The 19,070-nt window shown below is 40.6% G+C and carries 17 protein-coding genes; 10 read left to right on the top strand and 7 right to left on the bottom strand.

What is annotated here, in order from left to right:
• Positions 1–99 precede the first annotated feature (99 nt).
• Positions 100–717: a ribosome biogenesis GTP-binding protein YihA/YsxC gene (gene yihA / locus ACYVIL_RS16090; protein WP_303477097.1), complete on the top strand. Its 618-nt coding sequence runs from the start codon at positions 100–102 to the stop codon at positions 715–717.
• Between the two features lie 519 nt (positions 718–1,236).
• Here the strand turns inward: yihA and polA are convergent.
• Entirely contained in the window at positions 1,237–4,017 is a 2,781-nt protein-coding gene (gene polA / locus ACYVIL_RS16085) for a DNA polymerase I (protein ID WP_460313448.1), read from the bottom strand.
• A gap of 949 nt (positions 4,018–4,966) precedes the next feature.
• Here polA and ACYVIL_RS16080 point away from each other — a divergent pair.
• Positions 4,967–6,418, top strand: coding sequence for a TrkH family potassium uptake protein (locus tag ACYVIL_RS16080; protein ID WP_303477172.1), 1,452 nt, complete (start codon positions 4,967–4,969; stop codon positions 6,416–6,418).
• Positions 6,419–6,461: 43 nt separating this feature from the next.
• Here ACYVIL_RS16080 and ACYVIL_RS16075 read toward each other — a convergent pair whose 3' ends face one another.
• The 5 genes from ACYVIL_RS16075 to def all read right to left on the bottom strand — a co-directional run bounded on the left by ACYVIL_RS16075 (position 6,462) and on the right by def (position 11,336).
• On the bottom strand, positions 6,462–6,998 hold the full coding sequence (locus tag ACYVIL_RS16075) for a DUF2780 domain-containing protein (RefSeq protein ID WP_303477094.1): 537 nt from the start codon (positions 6,996–6,998) through the stop codon (positions 6,462–6,464).
• 104 nt (positions 6,999–7,102) lie between these two features.
• A complete protein-coding gene (gene trkA / locus ACYVIL_RS16070; RefSeq protein WP_303477091.1) occupies positions 7,103–8,482 on the bottom strand; it encodes a Trk system potassium transporter TrkA in 1,380 nt (459 codons plus the stop codon).
• 22 nt (positions 8,483–8,504) lie between these two features.
• Positions 8,505–9,818, bottom strand: a complete 1,314-nt coding sequence (gene rsmB, locus ACYVIL_RS16065; protein WP_460313446.1) for a 16S rRNA (cytosine(967)-C(5))-methyltransferase RsmB — start codon at positions 9,816–9,818, stop codon at positions 8,505–8,507.
• A 23-nt stretch (positions 9,819–9,841) separates the two neighbouring features.
• A complete protein-coding gene (gene fmt / locus ACYVIL_RS16060) occupies positions 9,842–10,807 on the bottom strand; it encodes a methionyl-tRNA formyltransferase (RefSeq protein WP_460313444.1) in 966 nt (321 codons plus the stop codon).
• A gap of 16 nt (positions 10,808–10,823) precedes the next feature.
• Positions 10,824–11,336 (bottom strand): peptide deformylase, encoded by a 513-nt coding sequence (gene def / locus ACYVIL_RS16055; protein ID WP_303477087.1) that lies wholly within the window; start codon positions 11,334–11,336, stop codon positions 10,824–10,826.
• A gap of 226 nt (positions 11,337–11,562) precedes the next feature.
• Here def and ACYVIL_RS16050 point away from each other — a divergent pair, with 226 nt between their 5' ends.
• The 8 genes from ACYVIL_RS16050 (at position 11,563) to ACYVIL_RS16015 (ending at position 17,593) form a co-directional block, all read left to right on the top strand.
• On the top strand, positions 11,563–12,624 hold the full coding sequence (locus ACYVIL_RS16050; RefSeq protein ID WP_303477084.1) for a LysM peptidoglycan-binding domain-containing protein: 1,062 nt from the start codon (positions 11,563–11,565) through the stop codon (positions 12,622–12,624).
• A gap of 20 nt (positions 12,625–12,644) precedes the next feature.
• Entirely contained in the window at positions 12,645–13,814 is a 1,170-nt protein-coding gene (gene dprA / locus ACYVIL_RS16045; RefSeq protein WP_303477082.1) for a DNA-processing protein DprA, read from the top strand.
• Between the two features lies 1 nt (position 13,815).
• Entirely contained in the window at positions 13,816–14,292 is a 477-nt protein-coding gene (locus ACYVIL_RS16040; protein ID WP_303477080.1) for a DUF494 family protein, read from the top strand.
• A 64-nt stretch (positions 14,293–14,356) separates the two neighbouring features.
• Positions 14,357–14,926, top strand: a complete 570-nt coding sequence (locus ACYVIL_RS16035) for a DNA topoisomerase family protein (RefSeq protein ID WP_303477079.1) — start codon at positions 14,357–14,359, stop codon at positions 14,924–14,926.
• Between the two features lie 80 nt (positions 14,927–15,006).
• The gene (locus ACYVIL_RS16030; RefSeq protein ID WP_460313440.1) at positions 15,007–15,570 is read left to right on the top strand and encodes a Sua5/YciO/YrdC/YwlC family protein; all 564 of its coding nucleotides are present in this window, start codon (positions 15,007–15,009) and stop codon (positions 15,568–15,570) included.
• 2 nt (positions 15,571–15,572) lie between these two features.
• Complete coding sequence (hemF, locus tag ACYVIL_RS16025) at positions 15,573–16,496, top strand: oxygen-dependent coproporphyrinogen oxidase (RefSeq protein ID WP_460313438.1); 924 nt, start codon at positions 15,573–15,575, stop codon at positions 16,494–16,496.
• Between the two features lie 21 nt (positions 16,497–16,517).
• Positions 16,518–17,348 carry a shikimate dehydrogenase gene (gene aroE, locus ACYVIL_RS16020; RefSeq protein ID WP_460313436.1) on the top strand — a complete coding sequence of 277 codons (831 nt, stop codon included), beginning with the start codon at positions 16,518–16,520 and terminating at the stop codon, positions 17,346–17,348.
• Entirely contained in the window at positions 17,345–17,593 is a 249-nt protein-coding gene (locus ACYVIL_RS16015) for a DUF1488 family protein (protein ID WP_303477069.1), read from the top strand. The genes aroE and ACYVIL_RS16015 overlap by 4 nt, the downstream gene beginning before the upstream one ends.
• A 37-nt stretch (positions 17,594–17,630) precedes the next feature.
• Here the strand turns inward: ACYVIL_RS16015 and ACYVIL_RS16010 are convergent, their stop codons facing one another.
• Complete coding sequence (locus ACYVIL_RS16010) at positions 17,631–18,170, bottom strand: gamma carbonic anhydrase family protein (RefSeq protein ID WP_460313434.1); 540 nt, start codon at positions 18,168–18,170, stop codon at positions 17,631–17,633.
• Positions 18,171–19,070: the final 900 nt, after the last annotated feature.

Here is a 19,070-nt window from a genome sequence, read left to right as displayed (position 1 = left end):
TTGTGTGGATATTTCAGTGTTTTAGCCTAATAAATGCAGTTAACTGGTATACTATGCCTGAAATACACCCCTAATTACAGTTTTCAAAAGAGAGTTAGAGTGAGTCATTACAGTCACGCCAAATTTATTACCAGCGCTCCAGATATCCGTCATCTAGAAAATGATGAGGGAGTTGAAATCGCTTTTGCTGGTCGCTCGAATGCAGGAAAATCCAGCGCATTGAATCGTCTTACACGTCAAAAAAACCTCGCCAGAACGAGTAAAACACCAGGTAGGACCCAGCTAATCAACGTATTTGAGATCGAAGAGGGGCGAAGATTAGTAGATTTGCCTGGTTATGGTTATGCAAAAGTGCCATTGGAAATGAAATTGAAATGGCAAAAATCTCTGGGGGAATATTTACAAGTGCGTAAAAGCCTCAAGGGGTTAGTGGTGTTAATGGATATCCGTCACCCATTCAAAGACTTAGACCAACAGTTAATTTATTGGGCAGTAGAGCGAGACTTGCCGGTGTTAGCACTATTAACCAAAGCGGATAAATTAAAATCGGGTAAACGCAAGGCTCAACTGCTAATGGCAAGGGAGGCCTCGATGGCTTTTTGTGGTGATGTAACAGTGCATGCTTTTTCTTCATTAAGTGGGTTAGGGCTGGATAACGTCGAAAGAGAGTTAGATAGATGGTTAGGCTATACAGACAATGAAGAGGTTATTGAATAATACCCCGCTACTTCAGGTTAAGCGTGATTTTTATTCCCTAGAAACTTTAATTTACCCTTATGAAATAAAAAAGCCCCTTCACAGGAAGGGGCATAGGATAGAGAGAAAACACATAAAAACCGTATATTCAGAGTCGCTAATTTCAATAAAGTTCATCTCTTAGCAATAAAAATTCATTTTTTTCGATATTATTCGATTTTACATTGCCAAAACTCGGCTACTCGACCCAAGTTTGACGACGTCATAAACGAATAGTCTGGCTTATGAATTTACTTCGGCCGACGGGGTATATAAAAACGTTAGCGGGTTGGTGTGGACAAAAAAGAACGGTTTTTCTTTTAAAAACGCATAAAAAAAACCCAGCAAATTGCTGGGGTCGAAAGCAAAGGTATATCTAACTTAAAATAAGTTAACCTCTGTACCCTACAAAGCTCATTCTAGCTATCGAATTGAAAAAATCAAATTTTTTCGTAATATTATTACAAAAATAGCAAGGGAGCGTATCGGATATTTAGTTTTTTAATGAGCTTCATCCCAGTTTTTACCTTCTCCAGCCTCTACTATCAAAGGGACTGAGAGGTCGCATGCATTTTCCATTAGAGAAATGATGGATTCGGTATATTCTTTAATTTTTTGTTCTTTTATTTCAAAAACCAGTTCATCATGAACTTGCATGATCATTTGAACATCATCATTTTTCAGGCTTTCTATCCAATCATCTACCTTTAACATGGCCATTTTAATGATATCTGCAGCGGTGCCTTGCATGGGCGCATTGATTGCTGCCCGTTCTGCACCTTGACGTCTCATACCGTTACTAGCATTGATGTCTGGCAGATACAAACGGCGGCCAAATACAGTAGAAACATAGCCATCTTCTTTTGCGGCGACACGAGTTTGTTCCATATATTTTAGTACGCCAGGGTATCGCTCAAAGTACAAGTTCATGTATTTCTGGGCATCTTGCCTTGGAATATTTAACTGTTTGGCTAAGCCAAATGCCGACATGCCATAAATTAACCCGAAATTAATTGCTTTAGCGCTGCGCCTTTGGTCAGTTGTTACCTTTTCCAATTCGACACCAAATACTTCTGCTGCAGTGGCTTTATGCACATCTTTACCAGAAGAAAAGGCTTCCAATAGCCCCTTATCTTCTGAAAGGTGAGCCATTATTCGTAATTCAATTTGAGAATAATCGGCGGCAACTACTTTGTAGCCTTTCCTTGCAATAAAGGCTTGCCTAACTTTTCTGCCTTCTTCCGTTCTAATTGGAATGTTTTGTAAATTCGGTTCGGTGGATGATAATCGTCCTGTGGCCGCAATTGCTTGATGGTAACTAGTATGAACTCTGCCAGTTCTAGGGTTTATCATTTTCGGCAGTTTATCCGTGTAGGTATTCTTGAGTTTTGTTAACCCTCTATATTCCATTATTAATTTTGGAACGGGGTAGTTTAACGCGAGCTCTTGCAAGACTTCTTCGGCCGTTGATGGAGCGCCTTTGGGGGTTTTTTTCAAAACAGGTAAGTCTAGTTTTTTAAATAAAATTTCTTGTAATTGTTTGGTTGAGCCCAGATTAAACTCTTCGCCAGCCATTTCATGGACTTCTTTTTCTAGTTGGATTATCCGCGATGCAAGATTTTGGCTTTGTTGTAAAAGTGTTTGACTGTCTATTAAAACGCCTCTTTGCTCCATCTTCGATAACACCGATGCTAATGGTACTTCAATATTGAGCAATACGTTTTTAAGGGATTCGTGTTCGCACAACTTTGGCCATAATTCTTGGTGCAAACGCAAGGTGATATCTGCGTCTTCTGCGGCATATGGGGAAGCTTGCTCTAAGGGAATTTGATTAAAGGTTAATTGCTTAGCACCTTTACCGGCAATTTCCTCGAAACTAATAGTGTTATGTTCTAGGTAGTATTTTGATAGGCTGTCCATGTCGTGACGCGAAGCAACACTATTGAGAACGTATGACTCTAACATGGTGTCGAATTGAATACCGCGTAATTCAATATCGTAGTTTGCCAGTACATTTTTGTCATACTTAAGGTGCTGACCAACCTTCTTGTGGGATTCGCTTTCCAACAAAGGTTTGAATTTTTCTAACACCATGGCGCGATCAAGTTGCTCGGGCGCATCTGCATAATCATGTGCCAACGGTAAATAAGCGGCTTCGCCTTCTTTAATCGAGAAAGACATGCCAACCAGTTCTGCTTGCATGTAGTTCAAGCTCGTAGTTTCGGTATCAAAAGCGAACAATTCCGCCTGTTCTAAGCGAACTAGCCATTCGTCTAATTCGGCTTCCGTAAGAATTGTAATGTAGGCTGTTTCTGTTACTTTTGGCGGCGTAGTAATATCAGTTTCATCTATTTTTGCGGTGTTGTTTTTCGTTTTACTGGCAGAGCTGAGAATACTGCGGCCATCAGTTGCTTCGGCCAACCAGCGCTTAAATTCATACTCTTTGAACAATTCTACGAGTTCTTCATGAACGGGTGGAGTAGGGCTTAGCTCGGTTGGTCCAAACTCAAGTTTCACATCAAGCTTAATGGTAGCTAGTTCGTATGACAATCGTGCTTGTGTTTCGAATTCTCGCATTTTATCGGCCATTTTTTTGGCCCCTCTGAATTCGAGGTCGGCAATTTTATCTAGGTTTTTATAGATTTCGTCAATGCTGCCAATACCTTGTAATAGACCCAAAGCGCTCTTATCACCAACACCTGGCACCCCTGGAATATTATCGACTTTGTCTCCCTTAAGGGCTAAGAAGTCGATGATTAAATTTGCGGGTATACCAAATTTTTCAATAACTCCTTGTGTATCCATTATGTGATTATTCATGGTATTGATCAAAGTGACATGCTCATTAACCAGTTGCGCCATATCTTTATCGCCGGTACTGATTAAGGTAGGAATTCCTTGCTCAGTCGCTTGTTGTGCGAGTGTCCCTATGACGTCGTCGGCTTCGACCCCATCTTCTACAATCAAGGGTAATCCCATTGCTTTGATGATTGCATGTAAAGGTGCAATCTGACTTCTAAGCTCATCGGGCATGGGAGGACGGTTAGCTTTGTATTCAGGATAAATATCATCTCTAAAGGTTTTGCCTTTAGCATCAAAAATAACGGCCATGTGGGTGGGAGAGTACTGTTGTATTAGACTACGAAGCATGTTTACTACGCCGTAAATCGCTCCCGTGTCCTGCCCCTTAGAATTGGTTAACGGAGGCATACCGTGGAAGGCTCTAAATAGATAGGATGAGCCGTCTACTAGGATAAAGGGATTATTTGGAACTGAAGCCATAGAAGATCCATATTGATTAAGCTGGAAAAGGCGTCAGAATGCCACATAAACTGGGAATCATCTACCTTCAAAGTTGTGGATAACTTTGTAGACAAAAAGTTTCAGGCAGCATTGCGCGCATCAAAAATAAATCTTTTTAATGTTCTCAAAGCCTTACAGGCTGTACTTTTCGTTATTAGGAAGAGAGAATATCCTTTAACTTATTTTTTTTATTATCTTGTGGATAACATTTTAAACTAGACGTTTATACTAGATTTTGACTTAGCTTGTCGTCCCAACTTTGTCTAGCAGTTCTACCATTCTAAAACTAATAGAATTATAAAACCGAACTGCTCATCTAAGTTCCATTTATCTTGGCAAATCGACAGATTCTGATTAGCTGAAAATCGAGCAGGGCAGTAATGTACCACATTAAAAATATTAATGAAGGCTCAGGCTTAAACTATTTTTGAATCAAAACACAGTGGTTAAAATACCCATTTGCATAAGCCATATAAATAAAGGGCTGTAGGTTAGATAGTATACAAATGAAAGCGTATTCATTAAGCGAAAAAATTTTAACTTATAGGTTGTTTGTTGGTGCTTACTTACTTTTCGACTTCTTTAATCATAACGAGTTCCAAATTGCAATTGATGGAACTAACACGAAGAAAAAACTTTATTAAACGGATTGCAATTCCCTTTGCCTCATGGTTAAAAGGCTAACGAAAAAGCATTTTTTATTGTGGTTAAAAAGCCGCGAATTTTACACGTTAAGAAAAAACAAGATTTTAAACCTAGATTATTTGCAATTAGTACTTTAGATTTGAGCCTTGAGCCTTTGCAGATAATAATTGCATAAAATAAAAACCTTAAAAGATACAAGATTCCGTCTTGTTAGAGATGCAACTAATATGAACCTAAACTCCCCATGGAAACAGCAACGACTAAATAGGCTGAACTCCCAATGATGCAATACCGCACTATCATTCGTATTTTGGGGTTGTTGGTTGCATTATTTAGCTCAACAATGTTGTTTCCTGCAATAATCTCATTGATATTTGAAGACGGCAGTGGTTTACCCTTCATTCTGGCTTTCTTTTTGATCTTGTTTACCGGTTTAGCCATTTGGTATCCAAACAGACGTCACCGAAATGATTTGCGCGCTAAAGAAGGGTTTCTAATAGTTGTTTTATTTTGGGTGGTGTTAGCAAGCTTTGGTGCATTTCCATTTTTGTTACTTGATCAACCCAGAATGACGGTAACTGATGCTTTTTTTGAATCCTTCTCGGCTCTCACCACTACGGGGGCAACTGTAATCGAAGGTATCGAGTACCTTCCCAAATCGGTACAGTTTTACCGCCAACAACTACAATGGTTGGGGGGCATGGGGATTATTGTTTTAGCCGTTGCTATCCTGCCTATTTTAGGCGTAGGTGGTATGCAGTTGTACCGTGCCGAAACCCCGGGTCCGGTCAAAGATTCTAAAATGACTCCGCGGATCGCAGATACAGCAAAACACCTATGGTATATCTACCTTACGCTTACGGTTACCTGCTCAATTGCTTATTGGGCTGCTGGCATGGATTGGTTTGACGCGGTCTGCCATTCATTCTCGACCATCGCTATTGGTGGATTTTCCACTTATGACGCTAGCATAGGGCACTTTAATAGCCCAGTAATTAACCTTATTTGCGTCGTGTTTTTGTGGATAGCGGCATTAAATTTTGCGCTGCATTATGCTGCGGCGAGTGGACGAACCTTACGAGGTTATATTTACGATCCAGAATTTAAAGCGTTCTTTTTTATTCAATTTGTATTGATTTTGATTTGCTTTTTAGTGTTGGTAAATCATCAGATTTTTGGCAGCGCAGAAACTGCTTTTAATCAGGCAATATTTCAAGCCGTGTCTATTAGCACCACGGCTGGGTTTGTTACTACGGACTTTTCCAGTTGGCCAGTCTTCCTGCCAATACTATTAATCTTCGCCAGCTTTATTGGTGGCTGCGCGGGTTCTACGGGTGGCGGGTTAAAGGTAATTCGGGTATTTCTTCTTTACTTGCAAGGTAAGCGAGAAGTAGAGCGGCTTATCCACCCTAAAGCGGTATACTCAGTTAAGTTAGGCGATCGTCTCATGCCTGAGCGAGTTGTAGAAGCGGTATGGGGCTTCTTTTCGGCATATGCCATGATATTTGTGGTGATTATGATTGGCTTGATAGCGACAGGTATGGACAATTTAACCGCGTTTTCAGCGACGGCGGCAACACTTAATAATTTAGGTCCTGGTTTGGGCACGGTAGCAGGTACTTTCGCCGATGTCTCAGATTCTGGGAAATGGTTGTTAATTGTGGCGATGCTGTTTGGGCGTCTTGAAGTCTTTTCTTTGTTAGTGCTATTTTCTCCAACATTTTGGCGCAGCTAAGATAGCTGCGCCTGTGCTATAGAGGTTTGTCTTTATAAAATACTTAGTTTAGTAAACCTTGAAAACCTTGCATAAGCAGATCTTTCGCTTGTTTGCCTTCTTCTGTGTCTAAATAGCTTTTGGCTTGTTCTACATATTGCATAATCATTTCGGGGTTAAGGCCCAATGCTTCAAATTGTTTTTTCACTTCGTTAATGGCTTTAACTGAGTCACTGTATTCAGATGCTTTGTCTAAGAGTGAACCTAAACCATCAGTGCTTTTGAGTTCACTGACATCAGGTGCAGCATTAATGAGTTCATTAATGCCTGGCAAGGTTTCTGATAGTTGGTTAAATTTGTCTGCGCTTAAATTGCCTTTAACGTAATTGAACAGCGAGCCCAGGCCACCTTCAGCTTGTGACGGATCAACGTTTAAGTTTTCAATTAAACTGCCCACCATCGCACTTGATGTAGGGGTATTTTCTTCAGCTTCTTCACTGAATCCAAACATGCTTTTTAATGAATCAAACCAGCCTTCGGCATGGGATTGGGCTGAAAAAGTCAATGTAGCAACAGTAAGTAGAATAGCGATATGTTTCATTTTTTGTCTCTGTAAAAAGTTGAAGATTAATCAACGGGTTTAACTGCAATAGTGCCGTAATTTAGCATATTTTACGCTATTGCGAATATACAACTTTTGTTTAACTAGCCTAAAAAGAAAGCACTTGGTTGGAATAGTTTTTCAACGTCTGAAATGAATTTTTTATCAACTAAAAATAAAATAACGTGATCATTTGCTTCAATTGATGTGGTGCTATGGGCAATGATTACTTCATCCTGACGCACTATTGCACCTATGGTTGTTCCCGGTGGTAACTTTATGTCCCTAATATTTTTGCCAATAACTTTTGAGGTACTCTGGTCACCATGGGCGATGGCTTCTATGGCTTCCGCCGCGCCTCTGCGCAATGAATAAACATTGACGATATCGCCACGTCGAATATGAGTGAGTAGGGCAGAAATCGTTGCTTGCTGAGGAGAAAAGGCAATATCAATTTCGCCGCCTTGTACCAAATCAACATAGGCGCTTCTCTGGATTAGAACCATTGCTTTTTGTGCGCCCAGTCGTTTGGCTAACATGGCCGACATAATGTTTGCTTCATCGTCATTGGTGACAGCAATGAAAGCGTCAACTTGCCGCACATTTTCTTCGGTTAATAATTCATGGTCGGATGCATCGCCACAAAAAACGATGGTTTTATCTAAATGTGCTGATAGGTATTTGGCTCGTTCTTGAGAATATTCAATTAACTTGACGTTATGATTGTGCTCTAAGCGCTTTGCCAGTCCTGCTCCTATCAGGCCACCACCTGCAATCATAATTCGTTTGTAGCTAGATTCGAGTTTCTGAAGTTCGCTCATCACCGCTCTAATATGTTTAGTTGCAGCAATAAAAAACACTTCGTCATCGGCTTCTATTACCGTTGAAGCTAAGGGTCTTATGGGCCTGCCGCGTCGATAAATAGCTGCTACTCGTGTCTCAACATTGGGCATATGATCGCGCAAAGTTGACAACGCATGACCAACTAACAGACCACCATAATAGGCTTTTACTGCCACTAGGCTGGCTTTTCCATCTGCAAATTCTACAACCTGCAATGCGCCTGGATAATCAATTAAGCGTTTAATGGCTTTGGTAACTAACTGTTCTGGTGCGATTAAGTGATCGACAGGAATATCTTGATGATGAAACAGTTTGTCTTGATGAATAATATATTGTTCCGAGCGTACTCGAGCGATTTTAGTCGGTGTATTAAACAAGGAGTGGGCAACCTGACAGGCCATCATGTTACTTTCATCACTATTAGTCACAGCAATCAGCATATCAGCGTCTTCGGCACCGGCTTTTTCTAAAATATCTGGATGAGAACCCACCCCGTGTACCACTCTCAGATCTAGCCGGTCTTGTAACGACCGCAAAGTATCTAAATCTGAATCGATAATGGTAATTTCGTTCTTCTCACCAACCAAGTTCTCGGCTAATGTGCCTCCTACTTGACCCGCGCCTAGTATTATAATTTTCATGATGTGTTAAATTCGAAACAATTTATGTTGCATTAGAGGACTTTAGCAGCCTCGCATAATAGAAACCATCCATTTGTTTTTCGCCGGGAAGAATTTGCCTGCCCGGTGGCGAGATTTTGTCATGTTCACTTAATTTGCTAAGAGTCGCATCCCCATTGTTGTTTAAAAACTCAGTAATTTGTAGATGATTCTCTTCAGGTAAAATCGAGCAGGTTGCATAAATTAATGTTCCGCCTGGCTTTAATAATTGCCACATGGTTACGAGTATTTGCTTTTGTAAATCAACTAGCGCTTCTATATCCGCGTTTTTACGAAGCCATTTAATATCTGGGTGACGCCTTATTACTCCGGTTGCGGAACAGGGGGCATCAAGTAAAATACGGTCGAACAATTGTCCATCCCACCAACTGCTTGTATCCAGGGCGTCTGCAGCTACCAATTCTGCATCTAAATTTAATCGAGTTAAATTTTCTCGCACTCTATCCAATCGCGAATCATCAATATCGAGAGCTATACACTTCTGTAAGTTTGGCTGACGTTCCAGAATGTGGCAGGTTTTACCACCAGGCGCTGCACAACAATCTAATACTAAATCATTCTCCTGAGTGTCTAAATAACCAGCAGCCAATTGGGCTGCTCCATCTTGAACTGCAAATAAACCTTGTTGATAACCGGGCAACTGAGTGATGTCTTGCCCTTTGCTGAGAATCAGGCCATCGAGGTGTTCTTCGCTTTGACTATATTCAACCCCTTGTTCATCTAACCGCTTTTTAAACGATTCGACATTGGTTTGTCGGGTATTTATCCGCAACCAAATTGGCGGCTTTTGCTGCATTGATACACAGAGTTCCTCAAGTTGATCGGGATAAGCCACTTGAAGTCGTTTGAATAGCCATTTGGGCAAGCCAGAACTTACTTGTGGATCATTAATAGTTTGCTGGGCTAATTCTTGTCGTATAAAGTTACGTAGTAATGCGTTGATCAAACCTTTAAGTGGCTCTACTTTAAGTTGTCGAGCGGCGGCCACGGTTTCAGAAACTGCCGCGTGAGTCGACACACGGGTGAACGCCAGTTGGTAAAAGCCCAACATAATCAGGTGTTCAGCTACTTTGTATTTGTTTTTAAGGGGTTTATCTAATAGTTGTCTTAACCAGCTCTGTAATACAGGAAGTTGGCGCAATACGCCAAATACCATCTCTTGCAACCAAGCTTTATCTTTATCTGAATATAATTCTTGAATTTTTGGCAGGGACTCGCGTGAAGACTGACCATTTTCTAATATTTGATAAAGTACCTTAGCGGTATCAGCGCGCAAGGTTTTACTAGTTTTTTTCATTCGTTGTTTATCAGAAGAAGAATTCACGGAAGGGATTGACCCGTAACGAACCAATTTTTTCTTGCATTGATTAAGTCTGTTACCAGCATCGGTTTTTTACCGGGTATTTGTAATTTGGTGAGCAATAAATTGTTTTCTCCAGTGGCTACTTCAATACCTTTTTTGCTAACTGAAATAATTTTCCCTGGCGATTCGGAGTTTGTGGTTCCAGTATCAACAATACTAGCCTCCCAAAGTTTGATTGCAATAGTTTGTTCGTTCCCCTCTGGGGTTAGCTCGAAGTAAGCTACCGGCCAAGGATTGAAAGCTCGAACGTTACGTTCGATTTGCTCTGCAGACATTGTCCAATCAATAAGGGCTTCTTGTTTACTTAGTTTCTGCGCGTAATTTGCAAGTGTGTCGTCTTGAATTTCCGGTTTAATAGACTCAATGCTATCTAAGCATTCTAGTAATGCATCCGGGCCGATTTCTGCTAATTTACTGTATAAACTGGCACTGGTATCGGTCATTTCTATGGGAATCGCTTTTTTAAGCAACATTGCCCCTGTGTCTAACCCTTTATCCATTTGCATGATAGTGACGCCTGTTTGCTCGTCACCCGCCCAAATGGCGCGTTGGATAGGGGCTGCACCGCGCCAACGGGGTAATAAAGAACCGTGAACATTTAGGCAGCCTAATCGAGGGGTATCTAAAACGACTTGTGGCAGTATCAAACCATAGGCTACAACGATCATAATATCAGGATTAAGTTCAGCTAATTGCTGCTGCGCTTCAGGGGTTTTTAATGATAACGGTTGTTCAACATGAATGTCGTGTTCCAGCGCTAATTGCTTAACCGCACTGGCTTGTAGCTTTTTACCCCGTCCCGCAGGGCGATCTGGTTGACTGTATACTGCGATAATATTATGTTCAGATTCAATCAGTGCTTGTAGATGTTGTGCCGCAAAGTCCGGTGTACCGGCAAACACGATATTCAATTTTTTGCTCAATGTATCACTCCAGACATTAAGATGCTCGGGCGGCGAGGCGCGCTTCTTTCTCTAGTTTACTGCGGATACGTTTGCGCTTGAGGGGAGACAGGTAATCCACAAATAACTTGCCTTTTAGGTGATCGAGTTCATGTTGTATACAGATAGCTAATAAGCCGTCTGCTTCCAATGTGAATTCTTTTCCTTCAGCATCGAGCGCTTTAACAATAACATGTTCTGCACGTTCTACTTTTGCGTAATTGTTAGGAACAGATAGACAGCCTTCTTCACTGATAGCTTCACCATCCATTTCTATAATTTCTGGATTAATAAATACGCGAGGCGTATTTTGGTCTTCAGAAATGTCCATAACAACAACACGTTTATGCACATTTACCTGGGTTGCAGCAAGTCCAATACCATTTTCTTCGCGCATGGTTTCGAACATGTCTTCAACTAACTTTGTAATTTCTCCGTCGACTTTCTCTACAGGCTTAGCGACTGTTCTGAGCCTTTCGTCGGGAAATTTTAATACATTTAAAATGGCCATCTTGATCTTCAGCTACACTATACTTTGGTGAATTAAGGTACATTTTTTGTAAAACTGTACCCAGGGTCAGTATTAATTACTATACGGTTCAATAAAATACACTATTGAATCATTTAAGGCGCTATTCTAGCCTAAAAAGAATGAAAGTTCGATCAAGCAAATCAGTGTTTAGGTCGATACTTAACAACAAGGTTCGCTGCATTATGAGGTTGGTATGGGCAAAAGATTGAGTAAACTTCTGGTAATTCTATTGTTTTTACCATTGGCGACAATTGCAGACGTAATTAATATTAAACAAACTGCGCCACAAGTTTATGTGGTTAAAAAAGGGGATACTCTTTGGGACATCTCCAATATGTACTTGAGTAAGCCTTGGTTGTGGCCAGAGTTATGGCGCAATAATGTACATATTAACAATCCGCATTTAATTTATCCTGGTGACGAACTAAGGCTAAGATATAACGATCAAGGTGAACCTATTTTGGATCTCGTTCGCGATGATCCTAAGCCGCAAATCAAGCTCTCGCCTGAGGGACTCAAAGAATTAAAATCAGTCCATCCAATTAATGTTTTGCCTTGGACGATTATTCAACCCTATATCGAAAGTAGTACTATTATGGAAGAAGACGAGTACGAACAGCTTCCATATTTGTTAGGTAACCAAGATGGCAATACGGCATTTGCGTCTGGAGACTTAGTGTTAAGTAAAGCCGACTCCGATACCCCTGAACAATACAATGTGGTGAGAAAACAAAATGAACTCCGTGACCAATATGGCAACCTACTGGGGTTTCAAATTCGTCATGTTGCAGATGCAACCCCATTAGAAAGTGAAGTGGCTGGCCAACATCTAGTTACTGTAGAAGATGCAAATTTCGAAGCTCGACGAGGAGACAAGTTACTTCCTCGCGCACGAATGCAAGTTGGTAGTATGAAGTTAAAGGCTGCAACCAGGCAAAAAGGGCAAATAATAAGTAGTTTAGAACAGCATAAGTTGCTGGGTAAATATGATGTGGTGATTCTTGATTTAGGGCGCCGTAAGGTAAAACCAGGGACGGTGTTAGGGGTGTATGTTCAAGGGCCTAATATTCAAGTAAGCAGTAATCCCAAGTACGATGGTGAAAGTAATTTTGTTGATAACCTTTTTGATGGAAGTGATGAGTTGCAACAACCTGCAATAAAAGTCGGGGAGGTTGTGGTGTTCAAAGTATTCCAAAAAGCAAGTTATGCATTGGTTACCCGTTCCACTAAAATTATTCGTGAAGGAGCAATAGTCGCGAAACCATAAAATAATTCAAAGGACAGCTCATGGCACAGGAAGTGCGTCAAAGTGAACAAAAAAAGCATACTCAATTAACAGGGCCACACAATCCCGAAGAAGCACTACGTTGTTGGTTGGCTTTGGACCAGATTCCTCATTTTGGTATGGGGAAGTTAAAAAAGTTTCAGAGCGTCTACAAATTACCAGCTCATTCTTTGCTGGCGTATTCATCCTCTCAACTCACTGAATTGGGTTTTAATGCTGCACAAGCAAAGGCTATTAGCTCTCCCGACTGGCGAGCAATTGATAGAGAGCTCAATTGGCTTGCAGCAGATCCCTGGCGATTTGCTGTTCATCCTAATCACCCTGATTATCCAAAATTGTTGGCTGAAACTCCTCGTCCCCCTTTCGTACTTTTTGGTTGGGGAAACAAAAAGCTACTCGATTCTAATCAGGTTGCTATGGTGGGAAGCCGCAATCCGAGTCACTATGGCAAAGGTTGTGGATTTGATTTTGCCCAAGGGCTCGCGCAACAAGGGTTTACTGTAACCAGTGGCTTGGCGATGGGGATTGATACCTGCGCGCATCAAGGGGCATTGAGTGTTGGCGGCAATACTTTGGCAGTGTTAGGAAGTGGGATAGATAACCTTTACCCTAAACGAAATGTTCGCCTAGCAGAAGAAATCGTTGAGAATCGAGGGTTGATTTTGTCGGAGTTTAGGGCGAATACTAAACCTACGCCCCATAACTTTCCCCGCAGAAATCGTATCGTCAGTGGGCTATCTCTGGGTGTATTGGTTATCGAAGCTGCTATTCGCAGCGGCTCTCTCATTACTGCAAAATATGCTATTGAACAAAACCGTGACGTTTTTGCTATACCCGGTAATATAAATAACCCGCTCAGTGAGGGTGCTCATTTATTGATCAAAGAAGGCGCTAAACTCGTATCAAGCATAGAAGACATTATAGAGGAGTTTCAGAACCTTAATTCTTGTGTTCTAAAGGATTATTCGAAAAACAGCAAAAAAAGTCCAATTGAAAGCTTGGCAACCGACAAATTGTTAGATAGTGTAGACTATGACGTTACTGCGTTAGACGTCGTTGTACAACGTAGCGATATGCCGATTAAAGTCGTATTGGCGCAATTATTAGAATATGAGTTGCGTGGTTTAGTAGCCTCTGTATCTGGGGGCTACATCAAATTGAGGGGTAAATAATATGTTCGATATCCTCATGTATCTGTTTGAAAATTTCATTCATAGCGAAACTGAAATTCGTGTTGATCAAGATGAATTGACAGACGAACTTGTGCGCGCTGGATTTCATCATGATGAAATCTATAAAGCGTTGTCGTGGTTAGAAAAGTTAGCTGCTTTGCAAGAAACGGATATTAATCCGTATTTTGTGAAGTCTGGTGGAGCTTTAGTCAACCGCATTTATACGCAAGAAGAAGAAATGCGTTTGGATGTGCAATGCCGTGGTTTCTTGATGTTTCTAGAGCAAATTAATGTTTTAGACTCAGTAACAAGAGAAATGGTTGTTGATAGAGTGATGGAGATAGATTCTAAAGAATTTTGTCTCGAAGATCTGAAGTGGGTTGTGCTCATGGTGCTGTTTAATGTGCCTGGTAAAGAAAATGCCTATGCACAAATGGAAGATCTTTTATTTGAAGAGCCAGAAGGCCCCTTGCATTAAATTTCAGGTAGTCAAATTTGTGGCGATAGGCCACTGCGAAGAGAAGCAAATGGCATGATCAATTATGTCTAAAATCGATCACACTCTTTTTGCCGCTCATGAACACGCACTCGATGGAGACTTTGGTGTGTGTCCAGACTGCGGCGCAAAACTTCAAATTAAACGAGGTAAAAACGGCGCTTTTCTAGGGTGTAGTCAGTACCCATCCTGTGATTTTGCCAAACCCTTACATGACAACAGTACCGTCGAACTCAAACAAATTGATGGATCTGAATGTCCTGAATGTGGCTTAACGTTAGCGATTAAAAAAGGCCGATTTGGTTTATTTATTGGTTGTACCGGATATCCCGATTGCCACCATATCGAAGCTGTCAAACAGCAAAAGGACATCCACATCGCCTGTCCATCGTGTAAAACAGGCAAACTAATCAAACGTACGAATAAATATGGTAAAAGTTTTTATGCCTGTGATGGCTACCCAAAGTGTAAATATATTTTAAATTCGCAGCCTGTAGATAAAGCCTGTCCTAAATGTCATTGGTCGGTATTAATAGAAAAGAAAGGGGATGGTAAGGTTTATTACCAATGTCCGCAAAAAGAATGTGGTACTAAGGTTGCAGCTGAAAGCAATTAACTTCATTTCTATCTGACGACTTTCTTCATTACCCCATTTGCATTACACTCCACGTCTCAATTTTAAGTATTCCTAATCAAATGGACATAAGTCAAAACCCACACTATTTTAATCAACAATTTTTGGGCGGCGCTATTTTTGCGTATCCCACTGAAGCCGTTTTTGGCTTAGGTTGTGACCCAACTAATGAAGCTGCGGTAATGAAGTTGTTGGCGCTAAAAAATAGGCCTATGGAAAAAGGTCTGATTTTAATTGCTAGTAATAAACAGCAACTGGCTAAATTTGTAAACTTTTCTGCAATTGATCCTATGATACTTTCTGAAGTCGATGATTCTTGGCCAGGACCAAACACTTGGTTGCTGCCTAAAAAGCCAGGAACACCTGATTTTATTACGGGTGGTTCAGATTTAGTCGCGGTTCGGGTAAGTGACCATCCTTTGGTGAATAAAATGTGTGAACTAGTCGACAGTGCAATCGTCTCAACAAGTGCTAATTTAAATGGTGAGCAGCCGGCTAAAACAAGTGAACAAGTTTACGGGCAATTTGGCAAAACATTTTTGTGTTTAGATGGAGCTTTAGGTAATCAAAAGAATCCGAGTCAAATTCGCAATGGCATAACCGGTGAAACCGTAAGAGCAAGTTAAATATGAACTCAGTTAGTACTCCCGACATAGATTTGGTAAAGCAATTTTTACTAAAATTACAAGACGATATTTGTCATACACTGGAGTTGGTGGATGGCAAAAAGCAGTTTAAACAGGATAATTGGCAGCGTGAAGAGGGTGGTGGTGGTCGCACTCGAGTGTTAACCAATGGCCATGTCATTGAGCAGGGGGGGGTTAACTTTTCCCACGTGTTCGGCACTCAATTACCCGATTCCGCTACTGCAGCCAGACCTGAATTAGTTGGTCGTAGTTTCCAAGCAATGGGTGTGTCCCTAGTAATTCACCCCAAAAATCCGTACGTTCCCACCTCTCACGCTAACGTTCGATTCTTTTTAGCCGAGAAAGAAGGGGAAGATCCGGTTTGGTGGTTTGGTGGTGGTTTTGACTTAACCCCTTTTTATCCTTATATGGAAGATGTACAACATTGGCATAGTGTTGCCAAGCAAGCATGCCTGCCATTCGGCGAAGGTATGTATGAAAAGTATAAAGACTGGTGTGACAAATATTTTTATATTAAACACCGTGATGAAACTAGAGGGGTTGGTGGTCTGTTTTTCGATGATCTTAACGAGTTAGGATTTGAGCAATCGTTTGAATTTATGAAATCCATTGGTAATGGTTTTCTAGATGCCTATATCCCAATCGTTGAGCGACGCAAAGAGACCTCCTATTCGGAACGTGAAAGAGAATTTCAATTATATCGTCGCGGCCGCTATGTTGAATTTAATTTGGTATATGACCGAGGGACGTTGTTTGGTCTGCAAACTGGTGGAAGAACAGAATCGATTTTGATGTCCATGCCTCCTTTAGCGCGCTGGGAATATAACTTTCAAACAAAATCAAATACACCAGAAGCTCGACTGACTGAAGAATTTTTGAAACCAAGAGATTGGCTAAATGAGTAGGACAAAGGGAAATTATAGATTTTGAATATCGATAAATATGCTGTGTTTGGTAATCCTATAGAGCAAAGTCGTTCGCCACTTATTCATCAAACATTTGCAAAACAACGACAGGAAACCATTGATTACCAAAAGATTTTAGGTCAAAAAGGTAATTTTTCAGCCAACCTAGATGAATTTTTCGCCGATCCCAATGCCAAGGGTTGTAATATAACTAGTCCGTTTAAACAGGATGGCGTTAAATGGGTTACCGAACTTTCTCCCGCGGCGGTGAAAGCGGGTGCTATCAATACTATTATTCGTTTGGATGAAAACCGCTTTAGAGGCGAAACTACTGACGGACCAGGTTTGGTGTTAGATTTAAAACATCAGAATTTCAATTTTGAGAATGCGAGAATTTTACTGATTGGTGCTGGTGGCGCGGCAAGGGGAGTGATTCTTCCCATATTAGAACAAGGCGTTAAAGATATTACGATTGTAAATCGTACTAAACAGAAAGCCACTGAACTCGCTAATTGGTTCGCCAATGATCAGGTTTGCGCTGCAGATTTTGCTGAAGTAAATGCCAGCTTGTCACAACCTTTTGACTTAATCGTGAACTGCACTTCGGCGAGTTTAAGCGGCCAAGTCCCCGATATATCTGAGTATGTCTTATCTAGAGCAAATATGGTCTACGATATGGTTTACCTTTCTGAACCAACAGTTTTTGTACAACTAGCTAAAACCTTAGGTGTTGCCAATACCAGTGACGGGTTAGGTATGCTGATTGGTCAGGCTGCCCATAGTTTCAAATTGTGGCGCGGCTACATGCCAGACATCGAACCTGTAATGCAACAGATAAGACGTATGTTATGAATCAGGCTATTCAAATAATTGATGGTTTTGAATATGACCTGCAATATGAAGGGCTCAAAATTCTCGCTATCAATAGCGGGGCGCTAATTAATTGTTATATTACTGAAGTGAATCAAGATGAAGCGGAAGGGTTTTATGCTCTTCATCAATTTGATGCTGAAGAGCATTTGAGTTCTTTAATTGAGCAAGAACGTTTTAATCATAATGGCGATATTGTGCTTTCTAAATCTGAGCTGCTTGGATAGACACTATTACAATCAACAGTAACTTAAAGGTAGACCTTTATACTTCTGCTAAATATTCGTCTTTAGTGACTAAGTAGTTGTCAGCCGATATTTTTAAGAATGCTAACTCTGAATCATTAAGTTTTCGTGCTTGCTTTGCTGGACTGCCAACATATAAATAACCGCTTTCAAGGGTTTTATTCGGTGGGACTAAACAACCGGCTCCTACAAATACATCGTCTTCAACTACTACGCCATCCATTATAATTGCACCCATACCAACTAATATACGGTTTCCCAATGTACAACCATGGAGCATGCATTTGTGACCAATAGTTACATCGTCACCAATAATCAACGGATATCCCTGTGGATTATTAACACTAGAGCGAGTGACATGTAGTACGGTACCATCTTGAACATTTGTTCTGTTACCTATTCGGATACTATTTACATCTCCTCTAGCAGCAACTAATGGCCATATACTGACCTCATCTCCACAAATTACATCACCCACTATGATACTGGAATTATCTACATAACATTTATTTCCGAATTGTGGAGTTGTGCCTTTAAAGGACGAAATGGGTTTTTGCATGTTTTGCTACCTTTATGAACTGCTCTTCTTTAATAAACAATACTACCATTGTTTTTCAAAATCGACTTTTAGGTGTTTTTACATAACTTTGTTCGAAAGGCTTTATTTCCTTAAAGCTCAATAAATAATGTAAACACAGGTGAAAGTTACAGAGCTTTCCAAATTAGATTCTTATTGAATCTTTGATATTAATGTTTGGCGTTGTCTAGATAATAAGTAGTGTAGGAACTAAAAAACAAAGCATGATTTGAAAGCCCTTGGTTTTAAGTCATTTAAATAAGGTTATTCAGTAAGGCATACTAGTAGAAAGTAATGGACAACATACGAATACTTTCTAGCTACTAATATAAGTGGCTCTTTCTTACATCTTATTTATTGTTTATTTATCCCGCAAAAGTGCCATATTTGGCGTAAAAACCAGCAATCAAACGGATTTTTCAATTTATTTTAAAATAGCGCTTGATCTTCCGATTATGGTCTGTAGAATGCGCGCCTCGCTTCGGGACAAACTTTAAAGAATGTCTCTTCTTAATCACCTTTATAAGGAAGTTAAGAGCACGCCGTAAGGCAAGTGTGGAGCGGGATGGAGACAATTTAGCGATTTGAAATAAATTCAAAAAAACTAAATAAAAATGTTGACATCAAATAACGGAAGTGTAGAATACGCCTCCCGCTTGAGAGAGACCTAACGGACTCACTAAGCAAACAAGATTTACAGGTAACGCCAAAGGGCTGTGACCTAGTGTAAAAACCTTCGGGTACAACACTAAACGTTCTTTAACAATTTGCAACAAGACAATCTGTGTGGGCACTCATTATAAGAGTGCTTACCAAAAAAAGTTCATATTTCGAAAGAAGTTTAATTGAAGAGTTTGATCATGGCTCAGATTGAACGCTGGC

It is taken from the genome of Aliiglaciecola aliphaticivorans, assembly GCF_054782055.1.
This window is presented reverse-complemented; position numbering and strand designations above follow the sequence as displayed.